This is a genomic window from Streptomyces sp. NPDC057445 (genome assembly GCF_042802855.1).
GTDB lineage: Bacteria > Actinomycetota > Actinomycetes > Streptomycetales > Streptomycetaceae > Streptomyces.
Map to the genome: position 1 here is coordinate 24,076 of NZ_JBHVDH010000009.1, position 24,477 is coordinate 48,552.

Below are 24,477 nucleotides of genomic sequence, written 5' to 3' on the forward strand. Positions count from 1 at the left end.
CCCGGCGTCCCGAGCGGCTCCGCTCAACCTTGAGGTTTTCAGTGGTTCTGCATCTGCGTTCCTCCACAAGGGCCGTCTGGGGGCCGGTAACCTCCGGAAGAGCTGTGCAGCCTTGACGGACATTTGCGCTCCTCGGCCCGTGCGAGAGTTCTCAGAGGGCGGTTCGTGAGTCTTTGAGTAGCTGCAGGACAGGCACGGAACCGTGCTGGTTGTGGTGGACCAGCTGGCCTCGATCGGGGCTCTGCCGCTGGCCGTGGCCCGCGACGCCGGCTGTCGTGTCGCCTATCTGCCGGGGCTGACGATGCGGCGGATCGCCGACTTCTACCCCGGTGAGTCGAGACCGACGCCCGGGACGCTGCGGTCATCGCCGATGCCGCCCGCTCCATGCCGCACACTCTGCGGGCCCTGGCACCAGACGTCGAAACCGTTGCCGAGCTGAACATGCTCGTCGGCTTCGACGACGATTTGGCTGGCGAGGTCACCCGCACCCAGAACCGTCTGCGCGGGCTGTTGACATAAATCCATCCCTCGCTCGAGCGGGTCCTGGGTCCTCGTCTGGATCACCCGGCAGTGCTGTTCCTTCTTGAACGCTATGGCTCACCAGCACAGTTGCGGAAAGCCGGCAGCCGACGGCTGATATCCATGCTGCAGCCCAAGGCACCGCGCATGGCCCAACGACTCGTCGAGGACATCTTCAACGCGCTCGACGAACAGACCCTCGTCGTGCCCGGCACTGACGCTGCCGCCCTGATCGTCCCCAGCTCGGCCGCCTCGCTCACCGCCGCGCTCGACCAGCGCAGACTCCTCGCCGCCAGGACGAGGAACTGCTGGAGGCGCACCCTCTTTCGCAGGTCCTGACCTAATGGCGGTGCACGACGGTGACGGAGAGCCGGAGGACGTCTGGTCCTGACCCGGAGCTCGACTCCTGCTTCATCGAGGCTGTGCGCAACCAGCCCTCCGTTTCCGGCACGTCGTGATCATCCGCTGGGTAGTGCGTCTTCCGAGCCGTCGGCAAGGAGACCTCTCATCGACACCAGAGCCACGTGCTCCGCATACAGAGCGGGGCCCTTGCCGACCGCTGGGGATGCGAACTGCCAATCGGATGCCGGACCTGCGAGTCCTCCCATTAGGGCGCGGCGTTTCCCTGCACTGGCTCCTGCACTATCTGCGTTCGAGGAGGGCCTACTTGAAGATCTTCTGCGGCATCGACTGGGCGGAGGACCACCACGACGTCGCCCTGGTCAACGAACGCGGCGATCTGGTCGCCAAGCAACGGATCAGCGACGACCTCGCCGGGCTGGAGGCCCTGCAGCACCTTCTCGCCGAGGCCGGGGACGAGCCCGGGGATCCGATCCCCGTCGCGATCGAGACCTCCCGCGGTCTGCTGGTGGCATGCCTGCGAGCCACCGGCCGCCCCGTCTATGCCATTAACCCCATGGCGGTCGCTCGCTATCGTGAGCGACGTTCGGTCGCGCGGGCCAAGTCGGACCACGCGGACGCACTCGCCCTGGCGAACGTCCTGCGCACGGACGCGGACCATCACCGTCCGCTGCCCGCCGACTCCGAACTCATCCAGGCGATCGCCGTCCTGGCCCGGGCCCAGCAAGATGCGGTCTGGAACCGTCAGCAGCTGGCCAACCAACTCATCCCTGCTGCGGGAGTTCTTCCCGGCCGCACTGGCCGCCTTCCAGGTCAAAAACGTGGGCCTTGCCCACCCGGAGGCCCGCACCGTCCTCGCCGCAGCTCCCACTCCTGCCGCAGCTGCCGCGCTGAGCAAGGCACGGCTTCGCACTCTCCTGCGCAAGGCCGGCCGCCAGCGCCGCATCGAAACCAGGGCCGAGCACCTCGCCGGAGTCCTGCGAGAGCCGCACATGCGTCAGCTCCCTCGCGTCGAGGAAGCCCTCGGCCAGCAGGTCAGAGCACTCGTCCTGCAACTCGATGCCGCCGCCCAGGCAGCCGACGACCTCGCCGCCGCATGCGCCGAGAAGTTCACCGAACACGAAGACGGGCAGATCATCACCAGCTTCCCCGGCCTGGGCGAACTCACCGGAGCCCGCATCCTGGCCGAGATCGGCGACGACCGGTCCCGCTTCGCCGACGGCCGCGCGCTCAAGGCATACGCCGGCTCGGCCCCCATCACCAGAGCCTCCGGCAAGAGCCTGATCGTCCACCACCGCAAGGTGAAGAACCAGCGACTGGCCGCAGTCGGCTACGTCTGGTCCTTCGCCGCGCTGTCCGGCTCCCCCGGAGCCCGCGGCCACTACGACCGCCGCAGAAGGATCGGAGACCGTCACACCGCGGCCCTGCGCAACCTCTATAACCGACTCATCGGCCAGCTGCACCATTGCCTCACCACACGCCAGAACTACGACGAGGACACCGCCTTCCCCACCCCGCTACCGGCCCCGGCTTTGACGCCATAGACCGATCGGATGTCTCCATGCCCGGCATCGGGGTCAGGACCGCAGCACGCATCCTTATCGACGTCGGTGACGGCAGTGGCTTCGCCACCGCAGGACACCTGGCCGCCTCCGCCGGACTTGCGCCGGCCACCGCCGGTCGGCTCCTCCACACGCAGCGAACACCCGGCCCGGCGAGGCAAAAACAGCTCAAGCGAGCCTTCTATCTCGCCGCCTTCGCCTCACTGTCCCAGCCGGACTCACGCGCCTACTACGACAGGAAACGACGAGAGGGCAAACACCACGTCGCGGCCCTCGTCTGCCTTGCTCGACGCCGCATTGTAGGCGACTTTGGACGCTTTCATTCAGCACCCCCTGCTGCGACGGGCGAAGAAGAGAGCGGCGAGGACCGCCACGCAGGCGGCGATGAGAAGGCCGCGGTTGCCGCGCGCGGTTTCTGCCAACTGGGCGGCCTTCTCGCGGGCTGGCTGCGGGGTCTTGTCCTGAATCTTCTCGCCCAGGTTGTGGGCAGTCTCGGTCAGCTGCTGCCTGGCCTGGGCGGCCTTCTCGCGCACCGGCTTGGGGGTCTTGTCCTGCGCGAGATGGAGGGCGCGGGCGGCCTTGTCCTGGATCTGACTCTTGACCTGCGCTGACGCCTGCTGCGCCTGCGTCTTGATGTCGGCCTTGGCGGCCAGCGCTTCGACCGTCTCGCCGAGTTCCTCGCGGGTGCCTTCCACCTGCTCGCGCAGTTCTTCCGGGGTGGGCGTGGGGATGGAGTCGTTGCTGCGGGACTGGTCCGTCATCGGTGGGCCCTCTCCTTGATCTCAGCTACGTCGGTCTTGACGCTGTCGATGGCCTGCTCGGGCGCGGGCGGGGTGGCGTGGCTGACCTGCTTCTTGCCCACGGCGGCGAGTACACCGGCCACCGCGGCAAGCAGGACTGTGACGGTCAGGTGATGCCGGTCCCGCCGAACAGGCCGCCGCCAAGCCCGAACCGTTTGCCCTTCTGCTGCATCTCCGCCTGCGCCAGACGCAGTTCCTGCCGCATCAGCGTGGAGATCTGCTCCGACGCCTGCTTCGGGGTCTTCGGCCTTCCTCGCTGCCGGCAGGCGCGACGTCCGCGCAGCCATGGACGCCTCTTCCCATTTCGTGTCGTGTACGGGTCTTTTCCCGGCGGGTACCCGAGCCCCGTCGGGACACTCACCGCAGCAGGACCCCTTTGGTCGACGCGCTACAGCAGGCTGCGGAGCAGCAGGCGGGGTGCGTGGTGGACCAGGAGGGCGCTGGCGATGCCGATGGCGGCGCCCGCCGCGACGTCGCTGGGGTAGTGGGCTCCGGTGTGGACGCGCTCGAGGGCCACCATCGCGGTGGGGATGGCGGCCGCGGCTGCCCACCACGGGGAGGTGGGGGCCACGGCGGCGGTGAAGCCCACGGCGGCGGCGGTGTGGCCGGAGGGGAAAGAGGAGCTGTCGGGCCGGTCCTCGACGTCGTCGTGCGGGATCATCTGCTCGGGCGGCCTGCGCCGCTCGTACAGCTGCTTGCACACCGCGTTCGACAGCACTTGCGCGGTGAGCATGCTCACCACGCCCGCTGCCGCGGCCTTGCGCCCGGTGCGCCCGCCTGCGGCGGCCATGAGGACGGCCGAACCCCACCAGAGTTTGGTGCCTTCGGCCGCGGATTCCACGGCCGGCAGGGCCTGTCTGGCCCAGGGTGAGTCCCAGGAGGCGGCCCGGCGGGTCAGGCGGCGGTCGAGGCGGCGGACGTCATCGAGGAGGCGCATGATCACCGGCTTCCCGTCATCCGGCAGCCCACACACCAGCCCCTGGGGTCAGCGCTCGCCCCTGTCCTCGCGTTCCTCGTCGGTCCATTTGCGGGTGTCGCGGGGCTGGACGTAGGGCTCTTCGTCCTTGGGGTGGCCGCCGAGGATGGCGCGTTCGCGGGCCATCTCGGCGTCGAATTCCAGGCCGAGCAGGATCGCCAGGTTTGTGATCCACAGCCAGACCAGGAAGATGATCACTCCGGCGAGGGTGCCGTAGGTCTTGTTGTAGGAGGCGAAGTTCGCCGCGTAGAACGCGAAGGCCGCCGAGGCGATCATCCAGATCACCAGGGCGAGGAAGCTGCCGGGGGTGATCCACTTGAAGCCGCGGCCCCGTGCGTTGGGTGCGGCCCAGTACAGGATCGCGATCATGATGGTGACCAGGACGACCAGGACGGGCCACTTGGCGATCGACCACACCGTCTGCACGGTGTCCCCGATGCCCAGGGCGGTGCCGATCTGCTGGGCGAGAGGGCCGGTGAGCACCACGAGCAGGGCGCTGATGCAGGCCAGGATCATCAGCACCAGTGTCAGGACCAGCCGCAGTGGGGTGATCTTCCAGATCGGTCGGCCCTCGGGGATGTCGTAGACGGCGTTGGAGGTGCGGATGAACGCGGCCACGTAGCCGGATGCCGACCACAGGGCCATCACCAGGCCGACGATCGCCAGAATGGAGCTGGTGCCGCCGGAGGACTGCAGCTGTGTCACCGCGTTGGTGATGATGTCGCGTGCCGCGCCGGGGGTGAGCTTGGTGAGGTTGTCCAGGACGCCCTGCGTCGCCGACTTCCCGGCGATGCCCAGCAGGGAGACCAGCACCAGCAGGGCGGGGAACAAAGCCAGGATGCCGTAGTAGGTCAGCGCCGCCGCCCGGTCGGCGAGCTCGTCGTCCTTGAACTCTTTCAGCGTCCGCTTCAGCACCGTCCCCCACCGTTCTGGACCATCCCGTCCAGGACATCGACGGGAACAAGATCGGCGACGCCAGGCATGTCTTCCTCGACGATGTCACCGGCCGGCCGGAATGGGTCAGCGTCAAGACGGGCCTGTTCGGCACCAGTGAGTCCTTCGTCCCCATCCGTGAGGCCACCCTGGTCGAGGACCATCTCGAGGTCCCCTACGCCAAGGCCCCAGTCAAGGACGCCCCCAACGTCGACGTGGACGTCGACGCCGGCGGACACCTCTCCGAGGATGAGGAACACCGCCTGTACGAGCACTACGGCATCGACTGGGAGGAAGCCTGGCAGCAGGCCAACCAGTCCGGCCAGGGCGGATGGGCCCACCCCGACGCCGGCATGGGCAGCCCGGCCCCCGACACCGCCGCATTCGCTGACACCGACGCGGTCCGCAAGGCCACCCGCTCCGCGGCCACGGGCGATGACGCGATGACCCGTTCCGAGGAGGAGATGCACGTCGGCACCGAACGCCGCGAAGCAGGGCGGGCACGGCTGCGCAAATACGTGTCACCGAGGAACAGCAGCGGACCGTCCCCGTGCGTCCCGAAGAAGTCCGGGGGGAACGCGAACCGATCACCGACGCCCACGTGGACCACGCCACGTCCGGGCGGAGGATCTCAGAGGCCGAACACGAGATCACCCTGCACGAAGAGAAGCCCGTCGTGGAAACCGAAACCGTACCGGTCGAACGCGTGCGTTTCACCCCCGAAGAAGTCACGGAGGAGGAGACCGTCACGCGCGAGGTGCGCAAGGAGCGGATCGAGACCGAAGAAGACGACAACTCCCCACACTGACCCCACCACCCCGGGCACGTCGGGGAACGTGACTGCGCCCGCCGGTGCTCCGGGTTGTCTACCGGCGGGCGTGCCGGGCAGGGAGGGGACGACGCGGGCGGTGAGCGTGGCGCGGGGTGAACAGCCGTTCCTCGTATCGGTCCAGCGCCAGTATCAGAGCGAGGAAGAAGGCGGGCAGCAGCACCGCGCACAGTGCCATGCGTGGCAGCTCAGGCCGGTGCGCCGACGGGGACCTGGGCCGCGTGAAGAACTTCGGGCAGGGGCAGGCCGAGGGCGCTGGCGAGTTCGGCGAGCTCTTGGCCGGTGGGATGGACCGGGCGGTCGGCGCCGTCCATGGCGAACGCCCTGATACGCGGGGTGCGGATACCGGTCCGGTCGGCGAGGGCCTGGGCGCTCAGGTGCCTGCGCCTCATGGTCGTCTGCAGGAGTTCTCCAAGATCAGCCATTCACCTCGCCTGCCCCCCACAGCCCCTCTCATGCCGCCAGACCGTCCCGCAGTCCTGGTTGCGTGATCGCTACCGCGACCGGGTACTGGGGCGCCATGTTCAGGCATCGGCGTGTGCGGACTGTGGCCGTCCTTCTGACCGGCTGGGTGGTACTGACGACAGTAGAACGGTGCGCGGAGCGGGCCCCGTGGCCCAGTGCCGTGCTGGCCGGTCTGCTGTGGTCGTGCGTGGTGGCAGGCGCCTGGTGGTTCGCGGAGTGGACGCAGTTGACGCGCACCCCTGCACAGCGTGAAAACGACGTCTCCGCACAGCCCGACGGCGAAGAAAGCAGTACCCCGAGGCGACCCATCTCGCTGCCTGTACGCCGAGGACGCGGCTAAGAAGCCAGGGCCCGGCCGTGCCAGGAGATACAGAAGGCCGCTGAACCGTCGGCCCAGGCGTCTGACCCCGGCCGCAACGAACACGGCAGCCGCTTCGACAGGCAGATCCCGCACGCCGGATGATCCTCGCCCTGGGCGAAAGGCTCGCTCATGACGGCACAGTAGCGGAGCGGTCTCGGCAACGGGTGAAACGAGGGCCACGGACGGCGGACTCGCGCGGTGGCCCGTCAGCTGGGGATCTCCAGGAATACCGTGCTGCGGGCGCTGGCCTCCGACCGTCCGCCGCGGTATCGGCGGGCGTCGAGGGGCTCGGCGGTGGACGCGGTGGAGCCGGCCGTGCGGGAGCTTCTTAAGCAGACCCCGACGATGCCCGTGATGGTGATTGCGGAGCGGATCGGCTGGGACCGAGGGCTGACGATCCTGCGGGAGCGGGCGCGCGAACTGCGGCCGGCTTATCTGCCGGTGGACCCCGGTCTCGCGGACGGTCTATGAGCCGGGTGAACTCGTGCTGTGCGACCTGTGGTTCCCGCCCGTGGACATCCCGCTCGGTTACGGCCAGAGTGGGCGCCCGCCGGTGCTGGTCATCGTGTCCGGTTACTCGCGGGTGATCACGGCTCGGATGCTGCCCTCACGGCAGACGGGCGATCTGATCGGCGCCCACTGGCGGCTGCTGACCACCTGGGGAGCCGTGCCGAAGATGCTGGTCTGGGACAACGAAGCCGGAGTCGGCAAGGGGCGCCTGACCAGCGAGTTCGCCGCGTTCGTGGGCCTGCTCGCTATCCGGGTGCACCTCTGCCGCCCCGGGAACCCGGAAGCGAAGGGCCTTGTCGAGCGCGCGAACGGCTACCTGGAGACCAGCTCCTGCCCGGCCGCCTCTTCACCGGCCCGGACGACTTCAACGCCCAGCTCACCGCCTGGCTGCAGATCGCCAACCGGCGCCATCACCGCTCGATCGACGCCCGGCCGGTCGACCGCTGGGAGAGCGACCGGGCGTCGATGCTCGCCATCCCGCCCGTCGGCCCGCCCCACTGGTGGCCGCTTCGCACCCGCCTGGGCCGCGACCACTACATCCGAGTCGACACCAACGACTACTCCGTCCGCCCCCGCGCGATCGGCCACGTGGTCACGGTCCACGCGGACACCGAGGAGATCACTGTGATCTGCGGCGACGACCTGGTGGCCCGTCACACCCGCTGCTGGGCCAGCATCAGAGCCTGACCGACCCCGAGCACGCCTCGGCGGCCCGGAACCTGCGCGGTGAGGTGATCCACCAGTAGGCAGCCCGAGCGGCCACCGCCAAAGCTGCGGCCCTGGCCCCCGACAGCCTCGGCATCGAGGTCGAACAACGCGAGCTCGGCACCTACGACCGCATGTTCACCCTCATCGAGGGCGGCGGCGGGAAGGAGGGCACCTGATGGCCCGCACCACCGCTCCCGCGAAGACGCACCCCACGGCCGACGCGGGCAAGCCCGACGGCCAGGGCGCCCGCACGGGCCGGCAGACCGCCGCCGACCTGGCCTTCCTCGCCCGTGCCATGAAGGCCTCGGCCCGGGCGCCGTTGCACGTCACGACCGGTTTGGTCTATTCGGTTTGTGCCGCTCCACAAGACGTGCCGCACGTCCGTCGTGAACTCGGTCGCCGTACGGGGCCGTGGATTCCGCTCCTAGCTGTCCGCCCTGGCTGCGGACGCACCCCGGTGTCGAGGTGGTCTGCCGGGACGGCTCGCTGGTCTACCGCCAGGGCATCACCGACGGCCCCGGACGCGGTGCAGGTCAGCGACCGCTTTCACCTGTGGCAGGGGCTGTCGAAGCGGATCGGGGATATCGCCGCCACCCATCGCGGCTGCCTACCCACCGCAGTACCCGAGCCCGAACCGGCACCGCCACCAGCGAACCCAGTGGCACCATCCGACCAGGCCGATACCCCAGCCCGCCGCCACGCGAAGCAGATGTTCGACGCGGTGCACACGGTGACCGATACGGGTCGTTCGCTCAACGCAGCAGCCCGCGAGCTGGGCTTGAACCGGCGCACCCTGCGCAAATACGCCCGAGCAGCCACCTGGCAGGAATGTGTACGAACCACCCGGTCCCGCCGGCCCACCAGTCTCGATCCATACCTGGACTACGTGCCGCAACGCTGGGAGAAAGGCGAGCACACCGCAACGGTGCTGCACCAGGAACTCGTCGCCAAGGGCTACCGCGGCCACTACCAGCGGATCGAGATGGCCGTCGCGCCGCTGCGTCGCGGCCTACCGATCAACACGCCACGCGAGCGACCACCCTCGCCCCGGGAAGTCGCCCGCTGGATCACCACCGCGCCGTCCCGGCGCGGCCTGCACGCCGCTGAGGGACTCAGGCGGCTGTTCGAGCACTGCCCGGAACTGGACCGAACCCACGATCTGGTGCGTCAGTTCGCCGCGATGCTCGACGCCCGCGACGCTGCTTCCCGCTGGCGGACTGGCTCGAGCAACTCACGACCGCCCGCCTCCCTGCCCTGGCCAGCCTGGCCAAAGCCATCCGCGAGGACCAGCCCGCAGTCGTGCAGGACATCACCACCTCGTTCAACTCCGGCGCCAACGAAGGCCGCATCACCGATCTGAAGCTCCAGAAGCGGATCATGGCCGGACGCGCGGGGGTCCCGCTGCTCCGCCAACGCGTCATCCTCATGGCCCTGCTTCGACGCCGCTACCCGTGACGCTGCGTCACCGGCGCACGGTGGCACATCCCAGCTTCAGGGAAATCTTGCCAGGGCCGAACGTGCACCGGTCGGTACGAATCAAAGTGCACAAACTTGATCTGATGCCCGTCTGCCCGGAGGGGCGGGTGCCTCTCGGTGCCTTCGCCCAACAGACGTGACCTGCGCCGTCTGTTCCGTCGTCAGCGCGCGACGCGGTCTGCCGCTTCCCGGGTGATGTCGGTGTAGAGGCGGAAGAGGGCAGGGCGGGCTTCGCCGCGTTCTCGTTCGTGCAGGGCCGCCCAGCACCGGGCGATGAGCTCCCGGGCCTGCGTGCCGGGCCAGGGTTGGGGCAGGAGCTGCGGCGGCAACAGTGGGTCGGGCTCTATGGCGCGGGTGAGTTCGGCGGCCAGCTCGACCGCGATGGTGAGGAGTGCAGATGGGGAGAGTCCGGCGGTGCCGGTGAGCCGGGCGAGGCGGGGCTGGGCGATGCGGCTGAGGCGGTGGTAGCGGTCGGCGATCTCCTGCAGGGGCCACAGGCGGCGGGCGAGTTCGGCAGGCTCTTGGGTGTCGCCCCTGCGCAGGTCCGTCGTGGTGAGGAGGGTGAGCGTGCCATGGGCGCCGAGGCGGTGGGCCGCTTCTTCGACGTACGGTTCCCAGGTGTTGGCGCAGACGTACAGTCCGCCCTGGAGCGGGGCGCCGCCGAGGTGGACGAGCGTCTCGCGCAGGGAGTCCCGGGCCGTGCGCGCCGAAGCCACGGTGCCAGGGGCCGATAAAGGCGTCGACGTGGCGGGGCGCGGCCGAGCCGCCCCCTACGTATCGCGCCCCGGTCGATCCCGTGGTTCGGCTCTATCGGAGCTGCGGCGGAAGCCGTCGGCGTGGTTGCCCTCTCCGTGGTGGCGTCGCGTGGGCGATTGCTGGGCGGCGGATGGCGATGAGAGCGGCGTCGTCGTCGAGGCGTCCGCCGGCATGGGCGAGGAGGTCACGCCGGATGTGGTGCAGGAGTGCCTCTGGGGAGTTGTCGGTCCACTGGGTGGCCCGCTCTGCGAAGGGGTAGAAGTTTCCGTCTTGGTCGCGTGCTTCGATGACGCCGTCGGTGTAGAGGACGAGGGTGTCTCCGGACTCGAAGCTGACCACGTCGACGGTGTAGTCCGCCGGCGATGTGCTGCTGACCCCCAGTGGGGGCGCGGGGTGCAAGCTCGGAGTGGTGATGCTGTGGCCTGGGCTAAGCAGCAGGGGGGCGGGGTGCCCGCAACTGGTCATGCGGGTGATGGGGCCCTCGTCGGGTACCTCCAGAAGCAGGATGGTGACGAAGCCTTCTCCGGACTCGTCTTGCGGCTCGAAGTCGGCCTGGTAGCGGGAGATGCTCTGTTCCAGTGCGGCGGCCAGGGCGGGCAGGGTGGTGTGCTGGTGAGCGGCTTCGCGGAAGGCACCGAGCAGGAGTGCGGCTTCTCCGATGGCGGCCAGGCCCTTGCCCCTCACATCGCCGATCATCACCCGCGTCCCGCCGTCGACGCGGCTGGCCGCGTACAGGTCACCGCCGATCTGGGCCTCGTCCTCGGCCGACAGGTATAGGGAGGCGATCCGCAGGGGGCCAATCCAATCCGGCAGGGGCCACAGCAGGACGTGCTGTGCGGCTTCGGCCACCGACCGGACCTGGGCAAGCTCTCGTCTGTGCCGCTCGCGCAGCGCGCAGAAGATCACGAGGCTCGATCCGACCAGGACCAGGGCGACGATCTGTGCCTGGTGGTTCGCCGAGAACAACTCGTCCCGATCGCGCAGCACCGCGATGCCCGCCTGAGCCATCACCGCGAGTGCGGCGACCAGCCCCGTCATCCAGGGGCCGGCGAAGAAGGCAGTGATCGCGGGCGCGATAACCAACAACGGCCCCAGATGGATGTCCTCCGGCACCAGGATGTCCACAATCGTGATCACGATGATGAGCACCACGGGAATCGCCAGCCGCGCATGACTCGGCCGCCATGGCTCCCGCAGCCCCGCAAAGCGTTCCCTGAGGCCCACGTCTTCCACAGTGCACCGCCCCGGTCCGGCTGACGAGCCAGCAAGGTGTCGTCGAGCAGGACGATCCCGTTCGTTGCAGGGCCTGCACCTGGTGATGCCGTGGAGGAGTTCGCCCTGGGGTAGCCCTTCACTGGTCGATACCGTGTCTGGAGACTTCCTGGCCTGCGACAACAGCCACAGAGGCTCTGCCCCTGAGTGTGTCGGCGACGCTTGAATCGTGACCCAGTTCCGGCGCTTGGGTTCTAGCTAAGTGCTGACGTGGCCGGTGGTCTTCCCACACGTCCTGGTCGGCGAAGCCATCGAGCAGGGGTGGGGAGCTGTTGCTGGGTGAGGATGACCGATCGGCAGATGGTGCAGTGCGTGGGCATACAGGACGAGCTCGTCGCCTGTGCCGGGCCCGGCCGCCGGGCACGCTACGCGTTCGGGCCCCACTCCCCCGTGCCGGCGTGGGTACGCGCAGAGTTCGACGGGCACCTGGAGGGCTGCGACCTGCTGTACGGGCGCAGCCTGGGCTATGTCAGCGAGCCGCTGGACTGGCAGCGGCTGCATGCCGACTACGCCACGCGCGGCTTCACCGTCACCGCGCCCCAGGGCCGGCCGGACCTCGCCGGTGTGCTGGGCGAGGGATCTGGCGCGGTCCGCGGGGTGCAGCGCGGTCATGGTCGTCACGTGGACCTGGTGGTCGACGAAGACCATCTGACCGGCCTGGAGGTACTGGCTCACCGAAGCCGCAGTCACCGACACTCACCTCACCGGGCGGCTGGCTGAACGCGTCCTCCCTCGCCGAGCCGACCAGACCGTTGCGCCTGTGTTTGCACTGGATCACCCAGCGCCGCCCGTAGGGGTCGGTAGCCTTCACATCCGCGCCCATTGCTTACCATACGGGTCGCCCCGTATGGTAAATCGCTATGAGCTCCTTTCCGTCCTCCAGGGGACGTCCCCGGGATCCCCGCTCGCACGAGGCGATCGTCAGCGCGGCCGCAGAGCTGGTGGGCGAGGTCGGCTACGCCGCGACATCGATCGGGGCGGTGGCTGCCCGTGCCGGTGTCGGCAAGGACACGGTCTACCGGCGGTGGCGGGGCAAGCCGGAGTTGCTCTTCGAGGCCGTGTTCACGGCCACCGACCATGCTCCGGTCCCGGACACCGGAACGCTGGCTGGGGACCTGACCGCACTGCTGCGGGACCTGGTCGACGAGTTCCACGCGCCTGCCGCTGCAGCAGCGCTCCCGGGGCTGCTCGCTGACTTCGCCGCCGATCCGGCGCTGAAGGCGCGCATCCGCAGCGACTTCCTGGCCCCATCGAAGGAGCGGCTGCTGATCGTCTTCGAGCGTGCCGTGGCGCGTGGGGAGATCGCGGCGGGCATACCCGTGGATCTGGTCCTGGACACGCTGGCAGGAGCCGTGTTCTTCCACGTCGGTCTGGTCGGGGAACACCCCGACCCTCAGCTGGCCGGCCGGCTGGCTGCTGTCATAGCCAAAGGAATCGAGATCCGATGAACGGCTGGCTTCTCGCAGCGGGCATCACCGCGTTCGGCGTGGCCGCAGCGCACATCGCCGGCGGGCACCGGGATGTGGTGCGCCCGCTGCTGTCCTGCGGACTCGCAGACGAACCCAAGCGCGTCCTTCATGCCGTGTGGCACATGGTGAGCGTCGACCTGGTGCTCTCCGCAGCCGCCTTGGTCTACCTCGCGCTGGCGGACAATACGCGAGCGACCAGGCTGATGGCGTGGTTCGTGGCTGCGCACTTCGTCGCGTACGCAGTCGCTTTCCTGGTCGTCACGCTGTCGGTCGGCTGGCCGAGGCCACTGCTCCGGCTGCCGCAGTGGATTCTGCTCCTGCCGGTCGCGGGCCTGACAGTGGCGGGCGCCGCGTAGCGACAGCCCCGGAGCCACAGCCGCGGTGCCCGCGGGGCTGATCCGGCCATGGGGACCAGCGGTACAGCCCGTTGGTCCCTATGGCCGGTGTAGAGCGAGGGCCGTCGGTTCGACCCCGACAGGCGCTCGCAGATCAGGATGTGGAGGCGCGCCCCGGACCGATCACGGTCGGGTGTGTCCAGTAGACGGCTGATCCAGTTTTTGTAGGGGTCAGTTGGCGGCCGGTGTGAGCCGGCCTTCGAAGGCGATCTGGAAGGCGTTCAAGGGTGCCTTCCAGCGCATGGTCCACCGCTTGCGGCCCTTGCCGGTCGGGTCCAGGCTCATCAGCGCCATGTAGACGCACTTCAAGGCCGCGGCTTCGTTGGGGAAATGCCCGCGGGCACGTACGGCCTTGCGGATGCGGGCGTTGACGGACTCGATCGCGTTCGTCGAGCAGATGACCTTGCGGATCTCGACGTCGAAGGAGAGGAAGGGCACGAACTCGGCCCAGGCGTTCTCCCAGAGCCGGATGACCGCCGGGTACTTCTTGCCCCAGGTTTCCTGGAACTCGCTGAACCGCTCGGTCGCGGCGGCTTCGTTCGGTGCCGTGTAGGCGGGCTTCAACGCCTTGGCGATCTTGTCCCAGCCCTGGCGGGCCGCGTGCCGGAACGAGTTCCGCAGCAGGTGAACGACACAGGTCTGGACAATCGTTCGGGGCCAGACGGCTTCCACCGCCTCGGGCAGGCCCTTCAGCCCGTCGCAGACGAGCATCAAAACATCGTCGACGCCCCGGTTCTTCAGGTCCGTGAGCACGCTCAGCCAGTACTTCGCGCCCTCGCCGCCGTCACCGGCCCAGATCCCCAGGATGTCGCGGTGGCCCTCGGCGGTCACGGCCATGACGACGTAGATCGGACGGCTCGCCACCTGACCATCCCGGATCTTCACGTTGATCGCGTCCACGAACAGCACCGGGTAGACGCGGTCCAGCGGGCGGTTGGACCATTCCGCCATCCCGTCCATGACCTTGTCGGTGATCGTGGAGATGGTCGCCTTGGACACGCTCGCGCCGTAGACCTCGGCCAGGTGCGCGGAGATCTCGCCGTGCGTCAGGCCCTTCGCGGAGAGCGACAGCACCATCTCGTCCACCCCGGACAGGCGCCGCTGCCGCTTCTTTACGATGGCCGGCTCGAACGTTGCGGCCACGTCCCGCGGCACCTTGACCTCGACCGGTCCGACATCGGTCAGCACCGTCTTCGCCCGCGTCCCGTTGCGGCTGTTGCCACTGCCCCGACCTTCGGCATCGTGCTTGTCGTATCCGAGGTGATCGGTGATCTCGCCCTCCAGGGCGGACTCCAGGACCCGCTTGGTCAACTGCTGGAGTAGCCCGCCCTCACCAGTCAGCCGCAGACCCTCCGACCGAGCCCGGTCCACGAGCATCGCAACCAACTGCTCGTCACTCGCCGCCACGGCCTCCGCCGTCGGCTCGCTGCCCGGTATCTGCTCGATGGTGGTGTCGCTCATCTGGCGTCTCCTTGATCATCGGATCCGCCGATCATTGAACACTCTCCTACGGCAGGAGCCCGGACGGTCCAGGCGTTGGGCGCCCCGGCGGGCGTGCCCAGGATGGATGCGATCCGCGACCAGACGGGCGTGACCCGTAGTTCACCTCCGCAAGGTGGGCATGGCGCTGGCGACAGGGGGTGGCGCCCGCGAAGCGCCGAACTATCCCTTCCAGGGATGGCTGCGCAGAGGCCATCCGCCGGTGACAAGGCGTTCAGACCGTGTGAGCGGGTAACACACAGCTCAGGAGCGCGGTCGCGGCTGCGGTCAGCCGACCGGGCGGTGACGTTCACCGAACGAACGTTGCGATCGCGCCTGGTGTTTCCAGCCGACGCCGGGGGCAGACCGTGTTGGCACTGATCCGCATGCACCGGGCGACCTCCGCGATCGCATCTCCATCCGCGCACTCCAGCACGATCCGCCACCGTAGGGCTCACGACTGTGCACTCGAATGGCAACGCACCCACGACTGCAACAGCTCCGGGCTCGACGTCTGTCAGCACCAGTGGCGGGATCTTCGACGCCCCAGCTCGCGATCGGGCCCGGACTCGCCCGCAGCGGATTGACCTTCCAATGTGCACAGGCTCCGCCCCGGTAGTTGGGCGGGGCCTCTGTGGCCGTTCAGGGCCTTGACCGCCAGGTCGATCGCCGCGTAGGTGTCGGCGGTGGTCTTCGCCCCGGCGCCTCGGCGAACGCCTGACGCCGCACGCCCAGCCAGTCGACCTCGTGTCGGCCAGCGCAGAGGGCTGGAGCAAGCCCAGCACCCGGGGTCAGGTAGGTGCAGTGCAGGTCGGCGACTGTGGTAGTGGCTCAGATCCGAGCCGACCTGCAGTCGGAACCTGGGCCGCAGACCGGGCGCCGGTCAGCCTGCAGAAGTAGTCCGCACAGACGCACGAGATGCTGCCCGTTGGTGCTCACTGGGCCCGCAGGGAGAACTCCATGGTGTTCCCGTCCCTTACGAGTGATGAATTTTCGCGCTTCATGGCTGATACCACCAGCCGCTGCCCGGACCGAACCACGGCCAGTATCAATGGTGAGGTGACGTCTTTGCTGAGGTGCCCAATACGTGCCTGAGGCTCTGATGTGCGGATTTCGAAGTCGATGAGATCTGTCTGCTCGCCAACGAGCACGGTCAGGATACGAACGGATTCGTATCCATCCTCGTGATGCTTCGATCCGGTGTAAACGAGAGCCTCCGACTCGGACATGACAGCCATCGGCGCGCCGGCCAGGACGGACCTGACAGCTGTTTCGTCCTCGACGTCAAACCCGAGCATCCCGCCGCCAAGTTGATCGCAGTCGAGCCAGTTGCCCTTCGTGTCCCGTACGGAGTAATACAGCTCCTCGGAGACGAATCCATCGTCACGGCGGTGTACCAAAAGGGCGAACCCGAGATCGCCGTCGATCCATACGTCGGCGGCCGTGGGCCCGTCGGCGAGACGCCCGGGCAGGGCGTGCCCGGCACCGACGCGTGGCGGGCGCGTGCCTTCCCGGAGGGCTTCCTCAGCAATGTGCGCGATCGTTTGTCTCATTACGGATCCCACTCCGTTCCTGATCTAACGTTCGTTCGGGGGCAGATGCACGGTGTGGCGCGCCCTGTTAAGGACGCGCCACACCGCGATGTTTCCGAGGGACGAGGTCAGCTAACGACCTTCACTCGGTGGTGATCACCTGGCGATACAGGAGTAGGGCATGTCGGCCACATAGCCGTTCCAGCCGAACACCGCCTCAAGAGTGCTCTGCTTTTTTTCCTCGGCCGGGCTGGCCTGCCTCTGGTCAGCTCCTGTGCATGAGTTGGGTCTGCTCGCTGCCAACTTGGGTGGTGCGCTGCAGATACCGCTCGATCAACCCGAGCTCGTCGTCGGTGAATTCGTCGAGAGCCTGCGCGAAGGCCCGGCCGGGCGCCTGCCAGGCGGCTTCGAGTTCCGGGCTGCGATGGGCGGTGAGGGACACGAGCATCTTGCGCCGGTCGCCGGGGTCGGGCTGCCGCTCGACGAGGCCGGCCCGCTCCAGCCGGTCCACCAGGCGGCTGGCCGACCCTGAGGTCAGCCCGGTCAGCTCCGCGATCTCGCCGGTCGACCGCGGTCGGGGCTCCAGGCCGAGCAGGCTCACGCACTGCAGATCGGTCGGGTGCAGGCCGAGTCGTTCGGCCATGGCCTGGTTGAACAGGGTGTAGGCGGCGTGGTGCCGCCGGGCGGCCACGTTGACCGCGGCCACCGTCTCCGCACGAGTTCGGTTTGACATGTACCGATCCTAATGCCCTACATTCAATATGTGTGCCACGCAGACTGTGCTTGGCGCAGACACTTTCTATCATGGTAGACGGGAGAACCCATGACCACCCAGTCCCCGGAGCAGCTGCGCGCTCTCTACGGCCGCTGGAGCGAGATATGGCGCGGCGACTTCAGCCACGCCGAGGAGATCCTCGACCCCGGCTTCGTCGTCCACCAGGCACGCCCCGACGGCAGCGACTCCGAGGCGATCACCGGCCCGGCGCGGCTGCTGCCCGAGGTCGAGCAGACCATGGCCGCCTTCGGCGACATCACCATCACCGTCGACCTCGGCCCGATCGTCGACGGCGACCTGATCGCCGCGCGCTGGACCATGCGCGCCACCTACACCGGCGGCATCCCCCACGCCACAGCCCCCACCGGCACGAAGGTGGCCTTCAGCGGCCACGACATCCTGCGCGTGACCAACGGCAAGTTCGTCGAGTACTGGACCTGCACCGACATCCTGGACGGCCTCGCCCAGCTCGGAGCCGTCTCCGGCCCCAACGGCCCGCCCAGCACCGACACCACCGCGAGCCGGCAGCACTCCGCGGATCCTCGATGACATCCGACCCGCCCGCGCCGGCCTTTGGCGTGGACGGCTGAACGTGGTGGGAGAGTTCAGCCGCCGACAAGCCGGGGCGAATCACCGGGCGGGCTCGGTCAGGTGGTGTATTTGGTGACGAATTCCGCGATGGCGTCCTCCATATGCTGCAGACCGGGCTCCTCGAGCGGGTAGTGGCAGGGTTGTCGAGCATGACAGTGTCGACGGGGACCTTGATTATCCGGGACAGCACCGGCACGCTCAGGTGGTGTGGCTCCAGCGGTCCTCGATGGGGCAGGCGTCGAAGTCCGGCTCGATGGCGGGGACGTAGCTCATGTAGCGGTCGAGGAAACGGATACTGACCCAGTTCGCGGCGGATGTGCTGTCCTTGAAGAGGAGCTTCATAGACCTTGAGCACGGTCAGCGGACCGGGTCGCCGTCTCCGCCACGCCGACCCGGTCCAGGAGCGAGGTCTCCCGCCGGAGGCCGAGCAGGTGCCGCCCGGCCCAGGGGCTGCCCGCCGGGCACAACTCGGTCTCGCCGAAAGGCCGCAGCCATCGGGTTCGCACGCCTGGGCCGTCGCGGTTGTTGACGAGAGCGGATATCTTGCCGGCCAGGCGCATGGCGTACTTCATCGAGGCAAGGGGGGTCTTGGCCAGGAGCCCCAGGAACGGGGCCCCACTCGCGCGGTCAGGATGTCGTGGAAGGACTCGTCCCGGGGACGGCAGGGCGGGGCCGTCGCCACGGTGGTGGTGCGGGCCCGGGCGCCGGGTGGTTAGAAGCCGAGCGGGCCGAGGAGGACGCGTCCGTTGAGGACGAGCTGGTGGGTGCACGGGCCAGCCCGATCAGCATGACGTTCACCGAAGTGAAGATGTCGTTGGTCGAGATGTCCGCTGCGTTGATGAGGAACGCGATGAAAAACAGCACAGCTGCTGCAATGCCAAGCATGAGATTCTCCTTCGAATCGGTGAATCCCTTGTGCCCCGCGGAACCGCTACAAGACCTGCCGCAGCCCATGCATACAGCCTCCGCTGCAGCCATCACCCGCGGGAACGGGTGCGGACCGCGAAAGCGGCTATAGAAGAGGCTGCAGTGTTTCGGCGGCCTCGCACGTCGTGCACAGCCTCGTACCCGGTTGCCGGGCCGCGGTCAGCGCCTGGTCACGGTCGAGGATGTCACCGTCGTCCGCGTCCTTGCAGTCATGGACGTGCACCACATTCCATCCTGGACGGCCCCGCTCAAACGGTAGTCTCTGGGTCCGCCACACTCCCGCCTCCGTAGCCGGCGCGGCGGCGTCCGCCGACACCAGCTCTTGCGTCGGCACGCCCTCATAGGGGACGCCTTCCAGCAGGCGCACATAGTCGCCAGGCACCCAGACCACATGCTCAGCGGGCTGCACCCACCCGTCCTTCCTCGCCTGCCACGCCGGCAGGCCGACCTGGTACATCCAGGCCCGCTGCGTCTGCACACGCGCGCGCAGCAAGCCACCGAGCTCCTGACCGTCCGGAAGAACCACGACAACCGGCGAAACACAGTCCGTACCCATCTCACACCACCAAAGAAGCCTCTGTCGGCGAGCCCGGCCAGCCGCGCCATGTCCCCTGATACCTCGTGTGCTCCCGCTTCGAGACTTCAACCCCGAGTTGTTGTGATCATCCCTGTGGTGGTGGCAGTGCGAATGCATTGGTTCGTCGGGTTGCTTGTAGTCGATCAGAAGACCGGCCGCTGGCGCGGATGGTGTCCAGCGCGCTGGACGGGGCCGCGGCATCACCTCTGTCAGGTTCCGAACGCTCGGTGATCCGGGCGCGGCCGGCATCGACGGCACGGGCGCGGTATGCCTGCAGCTCGGCAGAGCCCTGGCGGGCCCGGCAGTAGTCGGCCAGTCCATTCGCGGAGGCGTCGATCGAGGCTCGCTCGGCTTGCTGGTAGGCCGGAACCTGACTACCCCATTTCTCAGCGTCGTGAGCCGTATGCCCGGCGAAAGGCACCCGGAAGGCGGTGTCGATCCAGGCCGGTCCCCGGTGGGGCCAGGCGGCTCGCTCAACCCGGCCAAGAAGGTAGGACGGTCTTAGCGCGGACATGGGCCGAGTCGAGGACCCCGCGGGCGGAGGTCGACCAAGTCCTGCTCGTCCAGGAGATGGAGAAATTCTGGTGCAGTCGTCCCCAGGCACCCGCACGAGAGCCGGAAGATCGAAGCTGTCCGCGGCGGCGAGCAGGCTACCGCTCTTCGGGCGGCGCCGAAGGAGATCAATCGCTGGTAGCAGCCACCAGCTTGCGCACGTTCTCGATGCTGCCGCAGCCGGCCTCCAGGTACTGCGCACGGGCCTCGCGAAACGCTCGCCCCAGCTCGGCGCGGCGGTCGTCGCCGACGTTCTCCCGGGCGTCGTTGAGGAGCGTGCGTTCTTCCTCGTCCGCGTGGTTGACTGCCGTGACGAGCTCCTCCAGCTTGTCATCCCACCCCTTGGAAGATGTGTCTTCCACCTCCAGCAGGGCGAGCAGCGCCTCGTTGGCTTCGTGGTGTTCGTGGACGCTGTGGTCTACATCGCCACCGTCTACGTTCTTGTAACGTCGCAGGGCGGGATAGACCTTGTCTTCCTCGGCTGAGGCATGGGCGATGAGCAGGTCCGCGAATTCTTCTAGAGCGGCGGCACGATCTGCCTCGACGTTGCGCATGGCACGGAAGAGGTCTTCCATACGGCGGTGGTCCTGCAGGATGAGCTCGACGACGTCGGTGGAAGACACAACGACTCTCCTTACTCGTGACGGTGATCCGGTCTCGCAGGTACCCGCTTTTCCGCAGGTGAGACACGCCCTGTCTCCCTGGAACGCCGTCCAGTCGATGTCCTGGCCGACCTGGTAGAGCTCGGCGGTGGTCGCAGCGAGTACCGGTGTTCTCTTCTTTCGGCTGTCGCGGGCGGCCGCGGCCCCTCGGCGAAGCCCAGGTCGACGGGATACCTTCTCCTGGACGATCCGCCCGGGGGCGGATCGTCCAGGTGCGCGATAACGGTCCGCGCAGCCCAGCCACTACCAGCCAAGACCTCATAGCCAGCCGCAGGGCCGCTTCGGTTCAGTTGCTGGTGAGCATGCCTTCACGCAGGCGGGTCAAAAGACGGGAGATCAGGCGGGAGACGTGCATCTGCGAGATGCCGAGGCGTTCGCCGATCTCCTTTTGGGTGAGTTCGTCGACGAAGCGCCAGTGGATGATCTGCCGGTCGCGTTCATCGAGTTCGGCGATCATCGGAGCCAGGGCGTGAAAGTCCTCGAACAGTTCGAGGGCGGCGTCGTCGGTGCCAATGAAGTCTGCCAGGGCCGCCTCACCGTCCTCGCTGCCGTTGATCGCCACGTCCAGGGACGCGGAGTTGTAGCCGTTGGCGGCTACGCGGGCCTCGACGACCTCTTCCTCCGACAGGCCCAGCAGCTCGGACAGTTCCTTGGTCGTAGGGTTGCGACCTAGCCGGCCGTGCAGCTCCTCGGTGGCGCGGGCGAGCTGCACGCGGGCCTCCTGCAGGCGCCTGGGCACATGCACGGCCCAGGAGGTGTCGCGGAAGAACCGCTTCATCTCGCCGACGATGCACGGCACCGCGAAGGAGGTGAACTCGACCTCGCGGGACAGCTCGAACCGGTCGATGGCCTTGATCAGACCAATCATGCCGACCTGGACGATGTCCTCCATCTCCTCCGGCCCCCGGCTGCGGAACCGGCCGGCCGCGAAGCGGACGAGGGACATGTTCATCTCGATCAGCGTGTTGCGCGCGTACTGGTAGTCGGGCGTGCCCTCCTCCAGCGCCGCGAGCTGATCGAAGAACAGCTTCGACAACTCCCGTGCGTCCCTGGGCGCCACCTTCGATGGGTCCGAGATCTCCGGCATCTCGGTGGTGCGCTCAGCAGTCTGCACGGCCGTCGTCATAGTCTTCCCTCCCGGTCGATCGACCCCTGCGGTTGTCGGCTGGTGAACCGACGATGCAGCGCATACCCCGCCTTCTGCTTGGCATGCCTCCTTGCATTTTAGGAGGCGCCGCGGCCGTCCTCTCACTAGGCCACCAGATGCACAGCCCCATTCGATCCCTCCCAGTAGGGGGCGACACGCTAACGGCCTGAAAAGGGCTTCCTTCTGCCCGTGCTGTGCCGAGAGCGGCCAGCACGTGCGGTCGGGTGCTGAAGGAGTCCGAGCACTGGATGGCCCACATGCGGTGGGCGGACCCGGCGACGACCGGAAGGGCCGCGTTGGAGGTGAGCCCGTTGCCCGGTCGTTCCGGGATACGTGCCAGTAGCGATATCAGCGCGGTCACCCGCCCGTCCTGGGAGCATGCCCTGACGGAACTGGCCGAGCGGCGCGCGGACGTGTCCTACGTAGAGCTGTTGCCGAGGTGACCGCGCTGGCGGTCACCTCCGTGAACCTGCCCGGCGGGCGGAACCCGAACGCACCCCATGCGAGCCAGCGACCGACCGTTACCGGGCCACCTGTCACTTGCTTCGCCGTTCATTACCGGTACCTCCGTCACCCCCGGGCGTCGGCATCGAACGTTCGCGGCGGTCTGCGGAAATGTGGTCCGCGCCAGTCCAGGCACAGGGCCGTGGCGTCGTCTTGCGGACGGCCGTCGCAGGCGTCGGTGACCGCTGTGGCCAGATTGCGCACGACCTCGCGCGGGTGCTCGGCGGCGGTGTCACGGATGAGGCCGGGGAGATCGACTTTTTGCGCTTGACGTTCTTGCATGCCGTCGGTGTAGAGCACGAGGCGGCCCCCGGGGCGCAGGTCGAGGTCCTGCACCTGGTATGGGCCCTGCCCGGCTACGCCGAAGGGCAGGTTCACGGCCAAGTGCAGTTCCTCGACCGTGCCGTCGCGCAGCCGTAGCGGCCAGGGGTGACCGGCGTTGACGAGCTGGGCGCAGCTCCCGTCCAGGGCGATACGCAGCAGCTGGCCGGTGGCGAAGGTCCGCCGGCCGTGGTCGAGGAGGGCCTGGTGCGTCTGGCGGGCCTGTTCGGCAAGATCCGTCCCGGCACGGCGGGCGCCGCGGGAGGCGTTGACCAGGAGGGTGGCCATGAGTGAGGCGTCGACGTCGTGACCCATGGCGTCGGTGACGGACAGGTGCAGGGTGTCGTGGTCGAGGGAGTAGTCGTAGGTGTCACCGGCGATGTCGGCGGCCGGCACCAGGGCGCCGGCGAGGGCGAACTCGGCGGCCTCGCAGGACGGGGCCGAGGGCAGGAGCTGGCGCTGGATCTCCGCGGCCAGGCTGACCGAGGTGGTGCGATTGCCCCAGTGGTAGAGGTCGGTGAAGCGGCGGTCCGTCACGATGATGTACGCCAGCGCGTGCGCGGCCTCTTCGACCTGCTCCAACACGTCCTGTGTGACCTGGGGAAGAAACAGCTCCAGGACACCGACGGCGTCTCCGCGATTGGTGACGGGGGCGAGCACCCGCTGGCCCTGCTCTCCCTCCGGCGCCTGCACCACCTTCTGGATACGCAGGACCTCGTCGTAGACGCTGTCGTCGAAGGGAACCTGTTCGGCGCGGCGCTCCTGGGGCGTAGCCGCCTCCTCGCTGACCCGCAGCAGGCGTCGCCCGACGACGTCGACGAACAGGAATGACACGTACCGCGCGCCGAACCGGTCGCGCAGATTGCGCGCCACGACATTGAGGGAGCGCACCGGCGCGGCATCTTCCGCCGCTTCCAGCACATCAGCCAGTCCGATCCGATCGCGTGCCACGGCAGCCTCCTTTAGGTTGCAGACTCGTTTTCCCGTCGACACGACTGGCACACGACAGCTGTGACACATGCCTCGGCCCGTAGGCACCAGGGCAAGGAAGGCCCCCAGAGACGCCACACTCCTGGGCGGCCCCACATGTCTGGTTTGAAGATTCGGGGGTAAACGGGCCGCAGCACGTTTGGGCGCGGGGGCAGGGGCGGTGCGGCATGGAGCGGACAGCGGACAGTGAGGACGGGCAGTTGCTGGTGGAGAACCTCATATCGGTGTCGGGGGCGTTCGAGGGCAGCGAGGACATTGCCGCCGCTCGCGATCTGGCCCGTAGCTTCCTCGCCGATGTCCAGGCCGTGCACGGGCTGCCGGTGTCGGGGCGCGCGATGGGCCTGGTGCAGCTCGTGGTCAGCGAACTGGTGACCAACGCCCGTAAGTACGCACCCGGCCCCTGCCTGCTGACGCTGGAAGTCAGCGGCGGCGCGGTCGAGGTCACCGTGTGGGACAGCAACCCGACGCCGCCGGCGATCCTCGCGCCCGACCCGAGACGGATCGGCCAGCACGGGCTGGAGATCGTCATGGCGGTCGGCCAGAGCTTCGCGGTCCACCGCGAACCCCTGGGCAAACGGATCACCACGGCCATCCTCCTGGCCGACGATCCCGGCGGGGACCTCACCGGCCGCCGGTCGTGACGGCTTTCGCCGTCCACGGCCGCTTCCTGCGCGCGGGTCTACCCGGCACGGGCGGGTGCTGGTGGACGAGCGGGACAGGCGCCCCGTATGCGACCTCCCCCACGCGATTGCTTCCGCCATGCCCGAAGCGCGCCCACCCCCTGGAAAGGGTGCGACGAACAACCAGGCTCCAGCGGCGGGCGGGGCGGCACCTGAGCAAGCCGCACGGCATGAGCAGGAGAACCAACAACTCAAGCAGGACCTACTCCCCCGATAACGCCAACGCCGGCCGTCCTGCCAGTCCGACCGGCGCGACACTGCTCACGACTGATCTCCCTACATGGGCGTGGTTTCCCGTACGCCTGCAGGACTGCAACAGCGCGACGCCCCCTCCCGCGCACCGCGAAGA

At 68.2% G+C, this 24,477-nt stretch carries 24 protein-coding genes and 7 pseudogenes; 13 read left to right on the plus strand and 18 right to left on the minus strand.

What is annotated here, in order from left to right; all coding sequences use genetic code 11:
* Nucleotides 1-181 precede the first annotated feature (181 nt).
* The 3 pseudogenes from ACFU5O_RS20340 to ACFU5O_RS20350 all read left to right on the plus strand — a co-directional run.
* Nucleotides 182-860: pseudogene (locus ACFU5O_RS20340) on the plus strand (IS110 family transposase); the annotation flags it as partial.
* 326 nt (nt 861-1,186) lie between these two features.
* A pseudogene (locus ACFU5O_RS20345) lies at nt 1,187-2,423 on the plus strand (IS110 family transposase).
* 17 nt (nt 2,424-2,440) lie between these two features.
* Nucleotides 2,441-2,662, plus strand: a pseudogene (locus ACFU5O_RS20350) (transposase); the annotation flags it as partial.
* A gap of 102 nt (nt 2,663-2,764) precedes the next feature.
* Here ACFU5O_RS20350 and ACFU5O_RS20355 read toward each other — a convergent pair.
* The 4 genes and pseudogenes from ACFU5O_RS20355 to ACFU5O_RS20370 all read right to left on the minus strand — a co-directional run bounded on the left by ACFU5O_RS20355 (nt 2,765) and on the right by ACFU5O_RS20370 (nt 5,132).
* Nucleotides 2,765-3,202, minus strand: coding sequence for a DUF3618 domain-containing protein (locus ACFU5O_RS20355; RefSeq protein ID WP_384242315.1), 438 nt, complete (start codon nt 3,200-3,202; stop codon nt 2,765-2,767).
* A pseudogene (locus tag ACFU5O_RS20360) lies at nt 3,199-3,446 on the minus strand (phage holin family protein). Before ACFU5O_RS20360 ends, ACFU5O_RS20355 begins: the two are co-directional and overlap by 4 nt.
* A gap of 183 nt (nt 3,447-3,629) precedes the next feature.
* Nucleotides 3,630-4,178: a phosphatase PAP2 family protein gene (locus tag ACFU5O_RS20365; RefSeq protein WP_384242317.1), complete on the minus strand. Its 549-nt coding sequence runs from the start codon at nt 4,176-4,178 to the stop codon at nt 3,630-3,632.
* Between the two features lie 48 nt (nt 4,179-4,226).
* A complete protein-coding gene (locus ACFU5O_RS20370) occupies nt 4,227-5,132 on the minus strand; it encodes a YihY/virulence factor BrkB family protein (RefSeq protein ID WP_384242319.1) in 906 nt (301 codons plus the stop codon).
* A gap of 14 nt (nt 5,133-5,146) precedes the next feature.
* Here ACFU5O_RS20370 and ACFU5O_RS20375 point away from each other — a divergent pair.
* A pseudogene (locus ACFU5O_RS20375) lies at nt 5,147-5,958 on the plus strand (DUF2382 domain-containing protein).
* Between the two features lie 58 nt (nt 5,959-6,016).
* Here ACFU5O_RS20375 and ACFU5O_RS20380 read toward each other — a convergent pair.
* The gene (locus ACFU5O_RS20380) at nt 6,017-6,157 is read right to left on the minus strand and encodes a hypothetical protein (RefSeq protein WP_384242321.1); all 141 of its coding nucleotides are present in this window, start codon (nt 6,155-6,157) and stop codon (nt 6,017-6,019) included.
* A gap of 10 nt (nt 6,158-6,167) precedes the next feature.
* The gene (locus ACFU5O_RS20385) at nt 6,168-6,404 is read right to left on the minus strand and encodes a helix-turn-helix domain-containing protein (RefSeq protein ID WP_384242323.1); all 237 of its coding nucleotides are present in this window, start codon (nt 6,402-6,404) and stop codon (nt 6,168-6,170) included.
* Between the two features lie 716 nt (nt 6,405-7,120).
* Between ACFU5O_RS20385 and ACFU5O_RS20390 the strand changes: the two genes are divergently transcribed.
* From ACFU5O_RS20390 to ACFU5O_RS20405, 4 genes and pseudogenes are all read left to right on the plus strand, one after another.
* On the plus strand, nt 7,121-7,276 hold the full coding sequence (locus ACFU5O_RS20390; protein ID WP_384242325.1) for a hypothetical protein: 156 nt from the start codon (nt 7,121-7,123) through the stop codon (nt 7,274-7,276).
* 40 nt (nt 7,277-7,316) lie between these two features.
* Nucleotides 7,317-7,535, plus strand: a pseudogene (locus ACFU5O_RS20395) (IS21 family transposase); the annotation flags it as partial.
* Between the two features lie 245 nt (nt 7,536-7,780).
* Nucleotides 7,781-8,002, plus strand: coding sequence for a hypothetical protein (locus ACFU5O_RS20400; protein WP_384242327.1), 222 nt, complete (start codon nt 7,781-7,783; stop codon nt 8,000-8,002).
* A 196-nt stretch (nt 8,003-8,198) separates the two neighbouring features.
* Entirely contained in the window at nt 8,199-9,383 is a 1,185-nt protein-coding gene (locus ACFU5O_RS20405) for a hypothetical protein (RefSeq protein ID WP_384242330.1), read from the plus strand.
* Nucleotides 9,384-9,660: 277 nt separating this feature from the next.
* On the opposite strand, the gene ACFU5O_RS20410 is transcribed toward ACFU5O_RS20405, so the two are convergent.
* Together ACFU5O_RS20410 and ACFU5O_RS20415 are read right to left on the minus strand one after the other, a co-directional pair.
* Nucleotides 9,661-10,215, minus strand: a complete 555-nt coding sequence (locus ACFU5O_RS20410; RefSeq protein ID WP_384242331.1) for a PaaX family transcriptional regulator C-terminal domain-containing protein — start codon at nt 10,213-10,215, stop codon at nt 9,661-9,663.
* Nucleotides 10,216-10,306: 91 nt separating this feature from the next.
* Nucleotides 10,307-11,479 carry a PP2C family protein-serine/threonine phosphatase gene (locus tag ACFU5O_RS20415; RefSeq protein WP_384242332.1) on the minus strand — a complete coding sequence of 391 codons (1,173 nt, stop codon included), beginning with the start codon at nt 11,477-11,479 and terminating at the stop codon, nt 10,307-10,309.
* Nucleotides 11,480-11,839: 360 nt separating this feature from the next.
* Here ACFU5O_RS20415 and ACFU5O_RS20420 point away from each other — a divergent pair, with 360 nt between their 5' ends.
* The gene (locus tag ACFU5O_RS20420; protein ID WP_384242814.1) at nt 11,840-12,247 is read left to right on the plus strand and encodes a hypothetical protein; all 408 of its coding nucleotides are present in this window, start codon (nt 11,840-11,842) and stop codon (nt 12,245-12,247) included.
* Between the two features lie 13 nt (nt 12,248-12,260).
* On the opposite strand, the pseudogene ACFU5O_RS20425 reads toward ACFU5O_RS20420, so the two are convergent.
* Nucleotides 12,261-12,350: pseudogene (locus ACFU5O_RS20425) on the minus strand (restriction endonuclease); the annotation flags it as partial.
* A gap of 37 nt (nt 12,351-12,387) precedes the next feature.
* Here ACFU5O_RS20425 and ACFU5O_RS20430 point away from each other — a divergent pair.
* Both ACFU5O_RS20430 and ACFU5O_RS20435 read left to right on the plus strand, forming a co-directional pair.
* Nucleotides 12,388-12,975, plus strand: coding sequence for a TetR/AcrR family transcriptional regulator (locus tag ACFU5O_RS20430; protein ID WP_384242335.1), 588 nt, complete (start codon nt 12,388-12,390; stop codon nt 12,973-12,975).
* Entirely contained in the window at nt 12,972-13,352 is a 381-nt protein-coding gene (locus ACFU5O_RS20435; RefSeq protein ID WP_384242337.1) for a hypothetical protein, read from the plus strand. The genes ACFU5O_RS20430 and ACFU5O_RS20435 overlap by 4 nt, the downstream gene beginning before the upstream one ends.
* A gap of 210 nt (nt 13,353-13,562) precedes the next feature.
* On the opposite strand, the gene ACFU5O_RS20440 is transcribed toward ACFU5O_RS20435, so the two are convergent.
* The 4 genes from ACFU5O_RS20440 to ACFU5O_RS20455 form a co-directional block, all read right to left on the minus strand.
* A complete protein-coding gene (locus ACFU5O_RS20440; protein WP_384242339.1) occupies nt 13,563-14,852 on the minus strand; it encodes an IS256 family transposase in 1,290 nt (429 codons plus the stop codon).
* A 328-nt stretch (nt 14,853-15,180) separates the two neighbouring features.
* Complete coding sequence (locus ACFU5O_RS20445) at nt 15,181-15,309, minus strand: hypothetical protein (protein WP_384242784.1); 129 nt, start codon at nt 15,307-15,309, stop codon at nt 15,181-15,183.
* A gap of 496 nt (nt 15,310-15,805) precedes the next feature.
* Nucleotides 15,806-16,423: a hypothetical protein gene (locus tag ACFU5O_RS20450; protein ID WP_384242342.1), complete on the minus strand. Its 618-nt coding sequence runs from the start codon at nt 16,421-16,423 to the stop codon at nt 15,806-15,808.
* A gap of 244 nt (nt 16,424-16,667) precedes the next feature.
* Nucleotides 16,668-17,135 (minus strand): MarR family winged helix-turn-helix transcriptional regulator, encoded by a 468-nt coding sequence (locus ACFU5O_RS20455; RefSeq protein ID WP_384242344.1) that lies wholly within the window; start codon nt 17,133-17,135, stop codon nt 16,668-16,670.
* 90 nt (nt 17,136-17,225) lie between these two features.
* On the opposite strand from ACFU5O_RS20455, the gene ACFU5O_RS20460 reads away from it, so the two are divergent.
* Nucleotides 17,226-17,726, plus strand: a complete 501-nt coding sequence (locus ACFU5O_RS20460; protein ID WP_384242346.1) for an ester cyclase — start codon at nt 17,226-17,228, stop codon at nt 17,724-17,726.
* 240 nt (nt 17,727-17,966) lie between these two features.
* On the opposite strand, the gene ACFU5O_RS20465 is transcribed toward ACFU5O_RS20460, so the two are convergent.
* The 5 genes from ACFU5O_RS20465 to ACFU5O_RS20485 all read right to left on the minus strand — a co-directional run bounded on the left by ACFU5O_RS20465 (nt 17,967) and on the right by ACFU5O_RS20485 (nt 23,409).
* Nucleotides 17,967-18,110 carry a hypothetical protein gene (locus ACFU5O_RS20465; RefSeq protein ID WP_384242349.1) on the minus strand — a complete coding sequence of 48 codons (144 nt, stop codon included), beginning with the start codon at nt 18,108-18,110 and terminating at the stop codon, nt 17,967-17,969.
* A gap of 670 nt (nt 18,111-18,780) precedes the next feature.
* Nucleotides 18,781-19,188, minus strand: a complete 408-nt coding sequence (locus ACFU5O_RS20470; protein WP_384242351.1) for a DUF6233 domain-containing protein — start codon at nt 19,186-19,188, stop codon at nt 18,781-18,783.
* A 764-nt stretch (nt 19,189-19,952) separates the two neighbouring features.
* Entirely contained in the window at nt 19,953-20,447 is a 495-nt protein-coding gene (locus ACFU5O_RS20475; protein ID WP_384242354.1) for a hemerythrin domain-containing protein, read from the minus strand.
* A gap of 325 nt (nt 20,448-20,772) precedes the next feature.
* On the minus strand, nt 20,773-21,612 hold the full coding sequence (locus tag ACFU5O_RS20480) for an RNA polymerase sigma factor SigF (RefSeq protein ID WP_384242357.1): 840 nt from the start codon (nt 21,610-21,612) through the stop codon (nt 20,773-20,775).
* 591 nt (nt 21,613-22,203) lie between these two features.
* Complete coding sequence (locus ACFU5O_RS20485; protein ID WP_384242359.1) at nt 22,204-23,409, minus strand: PP2C family protein-serine/threonine phosphatase; 1,206 nt, start codon at nt 23,407-23,409, stop codon at nt 22,204-22,206.
* A 206-nt stretch (nt 23,410-23,615) separates the two neighbouring features.
* Between ACFU5O_RS20485 and ACFU5O_RS20490 the strand changes: the two genes are divergently transcribed.
* A complete protein-coding gene (locus ACFU5O_RS20490; RefSeq protein WP_384242361.1) occupies nt 23,616-24,089 on the plus strand; it encodes an ATP-binding protein in 474 nt (157 codons plus the stop codon).
* Nucleotides 24,090-24,477: the final 388 nt, after the last annotated feature.